This is a genomic window from Brachybacterium fresconis, from assembly GCF_017876515.1.
GTDB lineage: Bacteria > Actinomycetota > Actinomycetes > Actinomycetales > Dermabacteraceae > Brachybacterium > Brachybacterium fresconis.
This window is the reverse complement of record NZ_JAGIOC010000001.1, coordinates 782,096-795,474: the sequence shown is the minus strand read 5'-3', so window position 1 is coordinate 795,474 and position 13,379 is coordinate 782,096. Positions and strand designations below refer to the sequence as shown.

Genomic DNA, 13,379 nt, shown 5'->3' with positions numbered 1-13,379 from the left:
TATACATCGTAGACTTTGAGGAGGACAGAGATGGCCAAGCGCACAGGCGTGGACGAGTTCAAGCTGATCGGACTGCTCTGGCGTGACTCGCCGGTGAGCCCACGCAGCGGGATCAGCACCCAAAGCGTCACCACACTGGCAGTCGACCTCGCCGACAGAGAAGGCCTGGACGCCGTGACAATCCGGCGACTGGCCGAGGAGGCAGGGGTCACCGCGATGGCGCTGTATCCACACATCGGTGGCCGTGCCGAACTCGTCGAGCTCATGCTCGATCAAGTCGCCGGCGTGACCTACGAGGCCGTCACGATCCCCGAGGGCGCGGACTGGCGGGAACGCGTCACCGCGCTCGCCGAAGCGAACTGGGCGAGTTGCCAAGCCCATCCCTGGATCACCGACCTCGCTACCGGACGCCCAGTCCCGGGACCAGGGGCCTCAACGAAGTACGAGACCGAGTTGCGCGCCCTGGACGGAATCGGGCTCACCGACATCGAGATGGAGCACACCCTCACCGCCCTGCTCTCGTTGGTGCAGGGAACCGCCCGCGCCACACGCGCCGCCCAAGACTCCAGGCTGCCGGGCGAAGACCACGACACCGACTGGTGGTCGAACATCGAACCGGCCCTGACCACCGCGATCGGCGACCAGACCCGGTTCCCGACCGCCTCGCGCGTCTCACGCACCCTCGGAGAACAGACCGGCAAAGCCAACGACCCCGAAGGTGCCTACCGGCGTGGTGTCGGCCTGATTCTCGACGGCATCGCAAAACGCCTCGGCACACCAACCTCCGGCAATGGCCGATGACCTCCGGCCCGACCCAAGACGGGCGTGTCCGTGCCGGCGGGTAGGTCCAGGGTCGACCTGTACTCCGCAATCCGGCGCGATGTCCGCGCCGGGATGTCCAACCGCGCCCTGCAGCGCAAGTACGGCGTGGGGTACCGGACAGTGGCTGCCGCGCAGGCCTCGGCGTGGCCGGGGCCACGCAAGCCACAGCCGAAGCGTGGATCGAGGATCGATCCACACCGCGGGGTGATCGATTCCTGGCTGCGGGACGATCTGGATGCTCCGCGCAAGCAGCGTCACACCGCCAAGCGAATCTTCGATCGGCTTCTGGACGAGCACGACGCTCACGAGATCTCATACGGGATGGTGCGGGACTACGTCGCGACCCGACGCCGGGAGATCCGGATCGAGGCCGGTCGAGAGCCCGCAGCCACGTTCATCCCACAAGAACACCTCCCGGGCAGGGAGGCAGAGGTCGACTTCGGTGATGTGGCCATCCGGCTGCGGGGCGAGCTTGTCACTTGCGCGCTGTTCAGCCTCCGACTCTCCTACTCCGGCAAGGCCGTGCAACGCATCAGTGCCTCTGCGGGACAGGAAGCCTTCTTCGAAGGCCACGCCCACGCCTTCCGCGTCCTCGGCGGGGTGCCGGTCGGGAAGATCCGTTACGACAACCTCAAGGCCGCGGTCGCGAGCGTGATTGGGTTCAGCCGTCAGCGGGTCGAGGCCGACCGCTGGACGGCGTTCCGATCGCACTACGGCATCGAGGCGTTCTACTGCCAACCCGGCATCCAGGGGGCCCACGAGAAGGGCGGCGTCGAGGGCCAGATCGGTTGGTTCCGCCGCAACCACCTCGTCCCCATCCCCGAGGTCGACTCCCTCTCCGAGCTCAACAGCTTGGTCGACGAGTGGGACCTGGCAGACGAGACTCGCCGGATCGGGTCCCGGGCCCGCACGGTCGGGGAGCACTTCGTCACCGAGCAGCCACTGCTCGCGCCACTACCTGTCGAGGTGTTCGAGACCGGCCGGTGGTTTACCCCGCGCGTGGATCGGTACGCCCAGGTCACGGTCAGGATGAACAAGTACTCCGTCCCCGCGCGTCTGGTCGGCCGCCAAGCCCGGGTGCTTCTCAATGCCAGCGACCTGATCATCTACGACGGCAAGACCGAGATCGCCCGCCACGAGCGACTGATGACCAAGGGCGCGACTCGGGTCGACCTGGACCACTACCTCGAGGTCCTCCTCCGCAAACCCGGCGCGCTCCCCGGAGCAACAGCGTTGGAGCAGGCACGGGCATCGGGACGGTTCACCCAGGTGCACGACGCCTGGTGGGCAGCGGCATGCAAGGCCCACGGGGACGCCGATGGCACCCGGGCCCTGATCGAGGTGCTGATGCTGCATCGCCACCTTCCCCACGAGCAGGTCGTCGCCGGGCTCGCAACCGCGCTACGTGCCGGTGCGCTGACCGCGGACGCGGTCGCGTTGGAGGCACGCAAGCACGAGGACACGGCAGATGACGCGGCCCTGGACCACCCAACCGCCCATGTCGGCTCAGAGGCGTACGGCGAAGGCGAGGCCCCTGCCGTGCGATCGCTGACCGAGCGCCGGCTGCGCGCACACCTCCCAGCCGACACTCGCCCACTGCCGAGCGTGGACAAGTACGACCAGCTGCTGCCCAACCGTCGCGAGAACCCGAACGAAGGAGCTGCACCGTGACCACCAAGCGCCGTGGAATGACCGAGGAAGCCGCTGACGCCGCGATCGACCAGGCCTGCCGGATGCTGAGGATGCCCACCATCCGCGGCTCCTTCACCGAGTACGCCGACCGGGCCGGGCGTGAGCAGATGTCCTACCGCGGGTTCCTCGCCGAATTGCTCCTCGCCGAGTGCGACGACCGCGCCCGCCGCCGGTCCGAGCGGCGGATCAGGGCGGCCAAGTTCCCACGGGAGAAGTCCCTGCGGGCATTCGACTTCGACGCCAACCCGAACATCGACCCCGCCGTGGTGCACACCCTTGCCAAGGGCGAATGGGTCCACAAGGGCCAGCCGCTGTGTCTGATCGGGGACTCCGGCACCGGGAAGTCGCACCTGCTGATCGCCCTTGGCACCGAGGCCGCCATGGCCGGCTACCGCGTCAAATACACCCTGGCGACCCAGCTCGCCAACGAGCTCGTCGAAGCAGCCGACCAGATGACCCTCGCCAAGACCATCGCCCGTTACGGCCGAGTCGACCTGCTGTGCATCGACGAGCTCGGCTACATGCAGCTCGACCGCCGCGGTGCGGAACTCCTCTTCCAGGTCCTCACCGAGCGTGAGGAGAAGGCCTCGGTCGCGATCGCGTCCAACGAGTCCTTCGGCGGCTGGACCAAGACATTCACCGACCCCCGGTTGTGCGCGGCCATCGTCGACCGGCTTACCTTCGGTGGCACCATCCTGGAGACCGGCACCGACTCTTATCGTCTGGCCCAGGCCACCAAGAAGCAGACGAGCTGACCGGAGGTCGTACGCCCGAGCAGTGGTGTCGACGCAGACCTACATCCCCGGCGTGGATCCGGCCCGAGTGGTGTCAGAACTCACCGACAAGCGGTGTCGGACGAAACCGGCGAAGCCAGGCGATGGCGTGGGCGTAGCGTCCCCAGCGTCGAAGATGTTCTCGATCAGGACGAACAGGGTCTCCGGCTCGTTCTGCTTGGTCGGTGAGCCATCCGGTCCGTGCAGGGCGAAGTCGATGATCTGGTGCGACAGCGCGATCGTTCCCCGTCTTGCCCGCACCTGTTCCAGGGTCTCGCCGCCCCGCGAGGAGTCCGTCGCCAGCGGCGTCCGGAACAGAGTCTTGGCGGTGAGCGAAGATGAAGACGCGGAACCTGTGGTGGGGAGCGCCGACGCGGGAAGCCGGTAGGCCGACCCATCGCGCATGGAGCCGCAGGTCGGCCAGATCGCCGAGAACGGCTCCGAGTGCCCGAAGAGGTCGAGCTGGCCCGTCTCCCAGACCCCAGCGGTCGGGTTCCAGGTTGCGAAGGGTTGCGGTTGCGCCATCCGCGGCGGTTGCGATTGCGGCGGTTGCGGGGTCGGGGTTGCGTTCATCGGGGGTTGCTCCTTGCATCTCGGGACGGACAGCGCGGGTCGAGAGCAGCCCGCGCACGTTCTCGATCACGACGAGCCGGGGTTGCAACGCCTCGATTGCTGCGGCCATGAACGACCACAGCCCCGAGCGGGTGCCCGGTGCGAGACCGGCCTGCTTGCCGACCGTCGAGATGTCCTGGCACGGAAACCCGCCGCACAAGACGTCCACCGGCGGGACCTGGCCCCAGTCGATGGTGCTGATGTCGCCGAGGTTCGGCGCGTCGGGCCAGTGGTGGGAGAAGACGCGGGCGACGTTCTCGTTGAGCTCGGAGAACCAGACCGTCTCGCCGCCGGTGGCGTGCTCGACGGCGAGGTCGAGGCCGCCGTATCCCGAGAACAGCGAGCCGATCCGCGGGCGGGGAATCGAGGAGGAGGCAGTGTCGTGCATGAGGGCTCCGGCAGGTCAGTGGAACCCGGCACCAGACCCCGACCGGAGCCCGATACCAGGTCGAACACCTGCCAGGTGCACGACCCCACGACCAGCAGGGCCACCAGCCGCAGACCCACCCGCGGCAGCACACGCCGCGTCGTCACCCAGAACCCGAGACCTCCCCGCGCCGACCCTCCGAGCCAGCCCGATCTCCACCGCCCTCTGAGCGATCACACCTCTTGCAGATCGAGGTGCAAACTTAGAGCGCACTCTAAGTTAGGATCGTCACCGTGGTAGATGACAGCGCCGAGAGCCAGGACCTGGAGACGATAGGGCTGACGGTCGCGGAGATGGCCGAGGTCACCGGCGTTACCGGGCATACGCTGCGCTACTACGAACGCGTCGGCCCGATCCGCCCCATCGCCCGCACCACGGGGAACCAGCGCCGCTACCAGCACAGCGATGTCGAATGGATACGGCTCCTGGTCCGGCTACGAGAGACCGGGATGCCGATCGCCCGGATGCGTGAGTACGCCGCCCTCCGTTCCCAAGGCGACTCGACCCGCCAAGAACAACTGGCCCTGCTGGTCGAGCATCAACGTGACGTGCGGCGGCAGATCAAGAGCCTTCGCGAGCACGAACGAGCCCTGGCCGTCTGGGTCGAGAACAATAGGCAGACGAACACTGGCACTGCGCCCGCCGACGTCTCATAGGACCGCGACGCGCCCTCGACACTGCACCCGCGCCTCGACTGAATATTCGCGTCACTGGGGTCCGTCGGTAGCGCGTCTCGGGGCCGGTGCGCGAGTCGGGGTGTAGCGCGCTCGGGGGCCACCGACGGTGTGCTTGGGGGCCACGTCCATAGGCTCCTTCCGCCGCGTGTATAGGGCACGTGGCGGAAGGAGCAATCGGAAATGGTACGGAAGATTAGAGCGAAGCTCGTGCTGCAGCTGCGGGCGGAGGGCTTGTCCGGGCGGGCGATCGCGGCGTCGCAGGGCATGTCGCGCAAGAGCATCACGGCAGTACTGGAAGCTGCAGACGCGGCCGAGATCAGCTGGGACGATGTCGCCGACTTCCCTGACGGGGAGGTGTATGCCTGGTTGTTCCCGGGCCGGGGTGAGCATGAGAGCGTGTTCGCCCAGCCGGACTGGGAACGCGCCCACCGCGAGATGGCCCGGGTGGGGGTGACGCTGAAGCTGCTGCACGGTGAGTACGTCGATGCCTGCGCTGCTGCGGGAGATCCGGCGATGGGCTATGACCGGTTCTGCAAGACCTACCAGCGTCATGTCCTGGTCACCGGGGCCGCCTCCCGGGTCGGGCACAAGGCTGCCGCGAGCGTGGAGGTCGACTGGTCCGGCCCCACGATGACGCTGAGCGACCCGGTCACCGGGAAGGAGACCAGGGTCTACCTGTTCGTGGGGTGCCTGCCGTTTAGCCGCTACGCGTTCGCCTGGCCGGCGCTGGATATGCGTCAGGACACCTGGCAGCGCGCGCATGTGGCGATGTTCGAGGCCTTCGGCGGGTCGACGCCCCGGGTCGTGCCGGACAACCTCAAGACCGGGGTGATCAAGCATCCCCGCGAGGGCGAGGTCGTCCTCAACGACGCCTACCGGGAGATGGCCGCGCACTACTCCGCGGCAGTCCTTCCCGGCCGGATCAAGAAGCCCAAGGACAAGGCCAGCGTGGAGAACACGGTCGCGCACGTGGCGACCTGGATCATCGCGGGACTGCGGGATCGACGATTCACCTCGCTGCCGGAGTTGACAGCAGCGGTCGCCGAGCGGATGGACGAGTACAACGCCGAGCCGTTCCAGAAGCGGCCCGGGTCTCGGGCCAGCGTCTTCACCGCGGAGGAGAAGCCGTTGCTGACCGTGCTGCCGGCGGTGGGCTATGAGATCTCGCGGTGGGTCTATGCCCGCCGGGTCGGACGCAACGCGCACGTGGTCTGGGAACGGAACTACTACTCGGTGCCGTTCGCTCATATCGGGGAGCGGGTGGATCTGCGGATCACCGACCGGGCGTTGGAGGTCTATCGCGGCACCGAGCGGCTGACCAGCCACCTGCTGCTGCCGGAGACTGCGGCCAATGAGTACCGCACCAACGAGGCTGACCTTCCCGGTGGGGAGCGTTACCAGCCCTGGGACGCTGCACGAGTGAGGGCGTGGGCCGAGCGGATCGGCCCCGCAGCCGTGACCGTGATCGACCGGATCTTCGAGTCCGTGCCCATCGATGAGCAGGGCCTGGACGCCGCGCTGGCGGTGCTGCGCCTATCGCGCCGCTACTCCAGTGAACGGGTAGAAGCGGCCTGCCAGCTGGCGCTGGCCGGGAGGGTGAGGTCGCCGCGTTATGCGCACCTGCACCCCATTTTGGCGACCGGCCAGGACCGGATGGCCGCGTTGCGGCCACCACGAGAAGAGAACGCTGAGCAGGGCGGTTACGTCCGTGGCGGCGACTACTACGCCGGAGGTGTGAAGTGAGCGTCATCGATATCGAGACCAAGCGCAAGCTGCGCGAGATGGGCGCGGCACCGCTGCTGGAAGCGTTCGAGACCCAGGATGAGAACCTCGTGCTGGGGATGGGGTTCGAAGACCGTCTCCAGCTCGCCGTCGACGAGGCCCACTCGATGTTCACCCACGCGAAGGTCGAAGGACTGATCCGCCGGGCCAGACTGCGTTACCCCGGTGCTGACCTCCGCCGGCTCGACCTGATCGAGCAGCGCGGCCTGGACCGCAACGTGATCACCCAGCTCGCGACGTGCTCATTCATCGCCCGCCAGCAGAACGTCGTCTTCCAGGGCTTCACCGGCTCGGGGAAGTCGTATCTGGGATGCGCATTGGCCAAACAGGCTTGCCAGCACCGAATCCGTGCCCACTACATCCGGATGCCCGACCTCGCCGAGGCCTGGGCCCTGGCCCGCGACAAGCCCCAGGGGAAGAACAAGTTCCTGCGGAAATACGCAGCGTTCAGCCTGCTGGTGATCGACGAGTGGCTCCTGGACCACCCTGACGCGGACATGCGCTACATGCTGCTGGAGCTCCTCGAACACCGCTACGACAACGCCTCGACCGTGTTCTGCACCCAGTACGCGAAGAAGGACTGGCACCAACGCCTCGGCTCCGGAGTCCACGCCGACGCGATCATGGACCGGATCGTCCACAACACCATCTGGGTCGATACCGGCAGCCACAACATGCGCGAGCACGTCGCCACGCTCAAGTAACCAACCCCGGTGGAGGCCGGCGGCCCCGACAGCCGCGACCGCTGGCCCCCACCGGCACTACCCCTGGCCCCCAGAGGCAATATCCGGTGGCCTCCACAGCTTCAAATATTCATCGACGGGCTGCACCCGAGGAGGGTTGCAGCGAACTGATCCGTAACCGCCGCGAGGGAGCACACCGTCAGGCTCGGCCGTGCCAGATGCAACCCCTCTGAGGCAACGCACCATGACGGCCGGTTGCGCTACCGCCCGCGGGGGCTCCTGAGTTCAGGACGAGCGCTGTTCCTTCGTGATCCGCAACCTCCGATACCTGCTCGGAGTCATACCGGTTGCTTGCCGGAATGCGTCGGAGGCGCGGTTGCGAGAGTGCCACCCGACTTGGCGGCCGGCCTGCTCGATCGTCAGGTCGGTCTCCCGGAGCAGGCGGGCCATCTCCTCAACTCGCAGCATCGTCAGATACGCCAGCGGCGTCTTCCCGTAGGCATCGACGAACACGCGCGAGAGCTGCTTCGTGGACAGATGCACCATCTCGGCGAAGTCGCCCAAGGTCCACGGCCTGGCGATCGCGCCGCTGAGCGCTTCACGCACTTCGGCCGCTTCAGCCCGTGTCGGCGCGAAGCGACGTGTCCGCGGATGCACGGGGGCGCCTCGTGCCCGCTGCGACGGCGAGACCCGGTGAGAGGTGACATGGATGTGCGGGGCGATGCGGTCCATCACCGCGAACCACAACGCCTGCATCCGATGGAACCGAGCGTGCGCGTCATCGAGGCTCAGAGCGACCAGCTCGTCCAGCCACGGCATGAGCAAACCGGCGTGATGCTCGCCTGGTGTAGTTGGTCATGACGTTGTCGACGCCGGTGTGGAGGCGTGAGGCCGGGGGTTGGTCGCCGCAGGCGGTGTGGGGGCGATGGTAGTCATAGTGATGGACCCAGACCGCGATGGCCTCTCGCCGTTCGTTCTCGGAGGCGTAGGGGCGGGCGTAGAGACACTCGTCGGCCAGGATCCGCTGGTAGCGCTCGATCTTCCCGTTGTGGCGGGGCGTGTAGATCTTCGTGCGCTGGTGACGGCCGATGAACGCGCGGGTCGAGCGGCGGAATGCCTTCGAGGTGTAGTTCGCGCCGTTGTCGGTGACCAGGCGGGAGATCCTCGTGATGCCGTGGGCAGCGAAGAACACTCGGGCGCGGTGGAAGAAACCGATGGTCGTAGAGGCTTTTTCGTCCTCGAGCGCTTCGGTGTAGGCGAGGCGGGAGAACCCGTCGATGATCGAGTGGAGGTAGGCGTAGCCGACTCTCTGGCCATGCTTCTTCTTGTCCTGGACGGAGCCTCGGCCATGGGCCCACCACCCGCCGCCGTCTCGGAGCTTGCCGACCTTCTTGACGTCCATGTGGACCATGTGGCCGGGATAGCGGGCGATGATCTTCCCTGGTGAGCGGAGGTTTTCACCGTCCGGGGTGATGTCGCGGATCCGGTTCAATCCCAGGCGGTCCAGCCACCGCGTCACGGTCCGCACGCAGCATGCGAAGCCATGCCCGTCGGCGAGCTCGCGAGTGATCCGGCGCGCGGACCATTTCTTCTTCCGCCGCCAGGACTCGATCAACTCGAGCGCCCAGATCGGGAGGCGGGTGGGGCGGTTCGCTGGCGCGCTGGAGTGGTCCTCGAGCCCAGCCTCACCGTGCTCGCGGAAGCGGCCGACCCATTTCGAGAGCGTGGTGCGGGCGATGCGGAACTCGGCTGCGACGTGCGCGATCGGGCGGCCGGAGTCGACGACCTGGGCGACTGCTCGCTGTCTTCCGACGACGGTCAATGGGGCATTACGGTGGTGCATGGAACGGGCCTCCTGCTGCGAGATGGCTGTCTAGACACCACCCATCGTGCAGTCCAGGGGCCCGTTCCTTCATCCCCTACGCGGTGTCCACAACGTCATGACCCGCAACACCTAGGCGAATGATCTGCGCTGGTTCGGTGAAGGTCTCCTTGACGAACACTGGCGTGTCGAGCCGGTCGTGCAGAATGCCGGCGTACTGCCAGAAGGCCTGGTCGATCACGTAATCGGTGTCCGCGTAGATCGTGGTGACCGTGATGTGCCCCTCGGGCTCGGACCCGCACAAGACGTTCGGCCCGAGCAGGATCACATCGCCGGCACGCACGGGCTTCTGCCCGAACTCGCTGAAGAGGACAGCCGTACCGTCCCTGACCACGATGACCTTCACGCAGTCATACGCCAACGGTCCGATAGGACGATGGATCGTGTCAGTGCGAGCAAGCAGAACCTGATATCTGCTCAACGAAGGAAGGTTGACCACACTCGCTCGCGGCAAAGGCGCCGGCACTTCTTCCGCATGGCTCTCGCCCGACTCAACCCATTGGGTCGTCCGGTCCGTAGAACCCACTTACCGCTTCTAAATAGCGAATGACGACCTTGAGTTCACTCGAACTGAACTGTCGGCTAAGCGCATCGAACTCAGCGTCAGCGTTCCCATATAGCGTCTGGAGCGGAGCGATCGCGTCGGGCACGAGCTCAATTCGCGTCTTACGGCGATCTGCGGGGTCAGGAGCACGACGCACGTACCCGGCCTGCTCAAGCCGATCGATCAGCTTCGTGACCGTGCTGGTCGGCATCCCCGTGGTGTCGCTGATCAGTCGCGGCGTCCGCACGTCTTCGCGCAGCACCATGAGGTGCAGGGTCTGGAGGTCAGTGACCCGCAGCCCGTGCTCCCTGGCCACCCGCTCGTTGTCCAGGATCGCGTGCACCAACTGGCGCTGCAGCGCTGCCCGCACCTGTCCCACCAGCTCGTCGCTCATGTTGACACTCCTTTGCTACACTGTTCCACGTTCGGGAATACCCCGGTTCGGGATCATCCCGTAAGTGTACTGCATGGGCGAGAGGGCGGAGACAAGGTGAGGATTCTGGTACCGGGGGCGACCGGCATGGTCGGTGGTCATGTGGTGGAACAGGCGCTCGGGCGCGGGCACGAGGTCGTCGCGATCGCGAGAAACCTGGCGAAGCTCGCTATCGAACATCCGCGCCTTACTAGGGCGCAAGGCGACATCCTCGACGCGGCGTCGGTCGAACCGCTTCTTGAGGGGGTCGACGCCGTGGTGAGCACCGTTGGAATCGGCGCTTCCAAGCAGCCCACGACCCTCTACTCCGAGGGTGCCCGGAACCTGCTCGCCGGGATGGATAAGTACGGCGTCGAGCGGATCGTGGTCATCTCGTCCGAGGTGGCCGAGCACTGGGCACATCAAGGGCTCTTCAGACTGTGGGTGGTGCTGCCGCTGTTGCAGAAGTTCATCGGCGCGACCTATGACGACATGCGCCGCATGGATGTCGTGCTTTGGGAGAGCGCCGCTCAGTGGACTGCGATTCGCGCACCTCGTATACGGCCAGCGGCCGCGAAGGGCCGCTATCGGCTCGATGAGGAGAAGCCGCTTCCGCGTGGCTGGATGATCACGGCGCCGGACATGGCGACGGCTCTGCTGGATATTGCCGAACGAGATGGCCTTGGCCGCAAGCATGTTTACGTCGCCAACTGATCAGCCTTCGCTTGTTACGTCACGTCGCTGCTTAGCCGCTCTGGAAGGAGCTACGGAAGAATGGAAGCCCTACGCGGCATCGTCATCGTCCTGCACCTGATCAGCTTTGCCATGCTCTTCGGGGCGTGGTTCGCTGAACTGCTCAGCAAGCGGCAGCGGGTTACCGGACTCATGCAGTGGGGACTGGTTGCGGCCCTGGTCACCGGCATGGCACTCGCCGCCCCCTGGGGGCTCGACGGCGATCTGAACTACATGAAGATCGGCGTCAAGCTCGTCGTGCTCGTCATGATCGGCGCGCTGCTCGGGATCGGCGGTGCCCGCCATCGCCGGAAGAAGCCGAACTCGTCGATCCTGTTCTGGTCTATTGGGCTGCTGACGCTGCTCAATACCGGCATTGCAGTCCTGGTATGACGGCCGAACAAGCGTCCCCAATGTCTGTGCGTCGGATGCTTTGGAGAACGCTGTTGCTGTTCGTGATTCTGCACATCGCGGCGATCGCGGGCATCCTCTTGACCCTCGCACCTGCCGTGACCGCCGGAGACCCCCAGGCCGTCACGGTACTGCCTTGGTTGATCGGCCTTTTTGCTGGCGTTGTCGCGTTCACGCTGTTGCGCGATCAGAAACGTTTGACCCCGAGCCTGATTATCGTGGCAGTAGCTGCCGAGGGATTGTTTCTCGGGGGGATCGCCACCTACTTTGAGGGACGCATGCCGGGAGTCGTGCTGCAGGTCGCATTCGCGGCACTCTCCGTTGTCGTCGCATTCTTGCCGCTTGCCGCGACCGTGCAGATTCGGCGTCTCCGACGAGGCGCGCGCACGCTGCTGTTTGTGGCGGGCGGATACGCGGTATTCATGCTGCACAACCTCACACTCATGGAGATGGACTTCATCCCCGAACAGACCGCATGGGGGCAAGGTGCGACCTCGGTGCTGGGTGCACCGCTCGGCCTCATCCTCGCCGCGCTCATCGTGCCCTCGCTCGCCTACACCCTCGCCCGAACGGTCGAACACACCGAGGCGGCAGCGAACGAACGAGCACCGGCCCACCATGCATGGCAGGCCGGGCTCAACGTCATGGCCCTCATCCTCTGGCACATCGTCGAGACTCCTCGCAGCCTCGTGCTCGCGCATAACGCTGCTGAGGAAGCATCCGGCAAGTAGCGCGTATCGAGGGATTGCAGCCCTTGCAGTTTTACTACGAGCGTCATATAGTATGAAACACGTAATACCTAGGGAGGCGCAGGATGAACTTCGATGCCCCGCTCGACGGGTGGTTCACCCACCTGGCATGGAACATCGACTTGAGCACGAGAGGCCCGTTCGTGAAGGCCAGCAGCCGACGAGCCGACTACGATCACCGGCTGGTGAACCTGGCGAAGAAGCTCCGCGACGAGGGGGCGACGACCGCACACGCTCTCGGCGTCACCGTGATCGTGCCGGTCAAAGGCGGGCCGCAGTACGACCTCGCGCTGCTCGTCCACGCTGCGGAACCGATGCGCGACTCCCTGGTCGAGCGCACGACGGCCCTCGGGTTCCCATCGCCTGAACTGGCGATGACGGCGCGCAACGGTGGTCGCTTTGGCGATACCGAGGGGCAGGACGGAGAAATCCTGCTGAACCATTTTGCTGGGGAGACGAGTTCCGAGAACGCGGTCGAGGCATGGAAGTCTGTCTCCGAGTGGTATGCGCGAGCGCTCAAAGTCGACAATTCGACGTTGCTCGAGTTCACCCCAGATGCTCCGTTTTTGATCATGAACTACGCCGTGCTCCCTGGGAAGACCGTGCCGTTCTTGGCCGGACAGTTGCTTCGCCCGAGCTTCTACAGTGTCGTGCGCAAGCAACTGCACAACGTCGGGATCGAACCGTTCCCGCTCATTGCAAGGAGGTTGGGAGCGTGAACGCTTCACCGCACGCCCACGAACCGCTCCTGCTCGCGCTCAGGCGACTCCGCACGGACCTGGCGGCACGTGATCGCGTAGTTGCGGAAGCCGCTCACCTCAAAGACAGCGACCTCACGGTGCTCGAAGTGCTCAACCGTGAGGGGCCGCAGTCCCCGACAACACTCGCACGGAGAACGAACACGCATCTGGCGACCATGACCGGGGTACTCACGCGGCTCGAAAAGGAGGGGTGGATCGAGCGTCGCCCAGACGCGAACGATCGCCGTTCGATCCGTATCCATGCCACCAGCGTGGAACGCTTCAACGCGCTCTACGCCGAGAGCATCGACCAACTCCATGCGGTATTCGACCGCTGGCCACCCGAACAGGCACAGGCGTTCCTGAGTTCGATCACCGATATCGCCCAGGCCCTTGAGACTCCGGCAGACGCTGAGAGCGCGGCTCGCTGAGGCGGCTTCG

Annotated in this window: 15 protein-coding genes and 1 pseudogene; 11 read left to right on the top strand and 5 right to left on the bottom strand. The window is 65.9% G+C overall.

The genetic code is table 11. From position 1 onward, the window contains the following. Positions 1-30: 30 nt before the first annotated feature. The 3 genes from JOF44_RS03590 to istB are packed head-to-tail and all read left to right on the top strand — an operon-like array spanning position 31 to position 3,269. Positions 31-801 carry a TetR/AcrR family transcriptional regulator gene (locus JOF44_RS03590; protein ID WP_209887490.1) on the top strand — a complete coding sequence of 257 codons (771 nt, stop codon included), beginning with the start codon at positions 31-33 and terminating at the stop codon, positions 799-801. A gap of 30 nt (positions 802-831) precedes the next feature. Continuing rightward, the gene (gene istA, locus JOF44_RS03585) at positions 832-2,493 is read left to right on the top strand and encodes an IS21 family transposase (protein WP_342591882.1); all 1,662 of its coding nucleotides are present in this window, start codon (positions 832-834) and stop codon (positions 2,491-2,493) included. 17 nt (positions 2,494-2,510) lie between these two features. After that, positions 2,511-3,269 carry an IS21-like element helper ATPase IstB gene (gene istB / locus JOF44_RS03580; RefSeq protein WP_209895657.1) on the top strand — a complete coding sequence of 253 codons (759 nt, stop codon included), beginning with the start codon at positions 2,511-2,513 and terminating at the stop codon, positions 3,267-3,269. A gap of 73 nt (positions 3,270-3,342) precedes the next feature. On the opposite strand, the gene JOF44_RS03575 is transcribed toward istB, so the two are convergent. Further along, positions 3,343-4,287, bottom strand: a complete 945-nt coding sequence (locus tag JOF44_RS03575; protein ID WP_209887484.1) for a DNA cytosine methyltransferase — start codon at positions 4,285-4,287, stop codon at positions 3,343-3,345. 272 nt (positions 4,288-4,559) lie between these two features. Here JOF44_RS03575 and JOF44_RS03570 point away from each other — a divergent pair, with 272 nt between their 5' ends. From JOF44_RS03570 to JOF44_RS03560, 3 genes are all read left to right on the top strand, one after another. Continuing rightward, a complete protein-coding gene (locus JOF44_RS03570; RefSeq protein WP_209887481.1) occupies positions 4,560-4,982 on the top strand; it encodes a MerR family transcriptional regulator in 423 nt (140 codons plus the stop codon). A 201-nt stretch (positions 4,983-5,183) separates the two neighbouring features. Then, entirely contained in the window at positions 5,184-6,746 is a 1,563-nt protein-coding gene (gene istA, locus JOF44_RS03565) for an IS21 family transposase (protein ID WP_209887479.1), read from the top strand. Beyond that, positions 6,743-7,489: an ATP-binding protein gene (locus JOF44_RS03560; RefSeq protein ID WP_342591655.1), complete on the top strand. Its 747-nt coding sequence runs from the start codon at positions 6,743-6,745 to the stop codon at positions 7,487-7,489. The genes istA (JOF44_RS03565) and JOF44_RS03560 overlap by 4 nt, the downstream gene beginning before the upstream one ends. A 264-nt stretch (positions 7,490-7,753) precedes the next feature. Here JOF44_RS03560 and JOF44_RS03555 read toward each other — a convergent pair whose 3' ends face one another. From JOF44_RS03555 to JOF44_RS03540, 4 genes and pseudogenes are all read right to left on the bottom strand, one after another. After that, the gene (locus JOF44_RS03555; RefSeq protein ID WP_245348836.1) at positions 7,754-8,200 is read right to left on the bottom strand and encodes a helix-turn-helix domain-containing protein; all 447 of its coding nucleotides are present in this window, start codon (positions 8,198-8,200) and stop codon (positions 7,754-7,756) included. Positions 8,201-8,312: 112 nt separating this feature from the next. Then, positions 8,313-9,311 (bottom strand): annotated as a pseudogene (locus JOF44_RS03550) (IS481 family transposase); the annotation flags it as partial. Positions 9,312-9,387: 76 nt separating this feature from the next. Beyond that, positions 9,388-9,696, bottom strand: coding sequence for a hypothetical protein (locus tag JOF44_RS03545; protein ID WP_342591654.1), 309 nt, complete (start codon positions 9,694-9,696; stop codon positions 9,388-9,390). A gap of 145 nt (positions 9,697-9,841) precedes the next feature. Further along, positions 9,842-10,288, bottom strand: a complete 447-nt coding sequence (locus tag JOF44_RS03540; RefSeq protein ID WP_190247091.1) for a MarR family winged helix-turn-helix transcriptional regulator — start codon at positions 10,286-10,288, stop codon at positions 9,842-9,844. A 96-nt stretch (positions 10,289-10,384) separates the two neighbouring features. Between JOF44_RS03540 and JOF44_RS03535 the strand changes: the two genes are divergently transcribed. From JOF44_RS03535 to JOF44_RS03515, 5 genes are all read left to right on the top strand, one after another. Further along, a complete protein-coding gene (locus JOF44_RS03535; protein WP_209887475.1) occupies positions 10,385-11,020 on the top strand; it encodes an NAD(P)-dependent oxidoreductase in 636 nt (211 codons plus the stop codon). A gap of 60 nt (positions 11,021-11,080) precedes the next feature. Beyond that, the gene (locus JOF44_RS03530) at positions 11,081-11,431 is read left to right on the top strand and encodes a Fe-S protein (RefSeq protein ID WP_190247093.1); all 351 of its coding nucleotides are present in this window, start codon (positions 11,081-11,083) and stop codon (positions 11,429-11,431) included. Next, entirely contained in the window at positions 11,428-12,180 is a 753-nt protein-coding gene (locus JOF44_RS03525; RefSeq protein ID WP_190247094.1) for a Bax inhibitor-1/YccA family membrane protein, read from the top strand. Before JOF44_RS03530 ends, JOF44_RS03525 begins: the two co-directional genes overlap by 4 nt. Positions 12,181-12,263: 83 nt before the next feature. Beyond that, complete coding sequence (locus JOF44_RS03520) at positions 12,264-12,917, top strand: hypothetical protein (protein WP_209887474.1); 654 nt, start codon at positions 12,264-12,266, stop codon at positions 12,915-12,917. Further along, positions 12,914-13,369, top strand: coding sequence for a MarR family transcriptional regulator (locus JOF44_RS03515; protein WP_209887472.1), 456 nt, complete (start codon positions 12,914-12,916; stop codon positions 13,367-13,369). The genes JOF44_RS03520 and JOF44_RS03515 overlap by 4 nt, the downstream gene beginning before the upstream one ends. The last annotated feature ends 10 nt before the right edge of the window (positions 13,370-13,379 follow it).

Coding starts and splice junctions, on each gene's coding strand:
- JOF44_RS03590 (WP_209887490.1), top strand. CDS start 31: ATGGCCAAGCGCACAGGCGTGGACGAGTTCAAGCTGATCGGACTGCTC.
- JOF44_RS03525 (WP_190247094.1), top strand. CDS start 11,428: ATGACGGCCGAACAAGCGTCCCCAATGTCTGTGCGTCGGATGCTTTGG.
- istB (WP_209895657.1), top strand. CDS start 2,511: ATGACCGAGGAAGCCGCTGACGCCGCGATCGACCAGGCCTGCCGGATG.
- JOF44_RS03540 (WP_190247091.1), bottom strand. CDS start 10,288: ATGAGCGACGAGCTGGTGGGACAGGTGCGGGCAGCGCTGCAGCGCCAG.
- JOF44_RS03555 (WP_245348836.1), bottom strand. CDS start 8,200: ATGGACCGCATCGCCCCGCACATCCATGTCACCTCTCACCGGGTCTCG.
- JOF44_RS03520 (WP_209887474.1), top strand. CDS start 12,264: ATGAACTTCGATGCCCCGCTCGACGGGTGGTTCACCCACCTGGCATGG.
- JOF44_RS03575 (WP_209887484.1), bottom strand. CDS start 4,287: ATGCACGACACTGCCTCCTCCTCGATTCCCCGCCCGCGGATCGGCTCG.
- JOF44_RS03530 (WP_190247093.1), top strand. CDS start 11,081: ATGGAAGCCCTACGCGGCATCGTCATCGTCCTGCACCTGATCAGCTTT.
- istA (WP_209887479.1), top strand. CDS start 5,184: ATGGTACGGAAGATTAGAGCGAAGCTCGTGCTGCAGCTGCGGGCGGAG.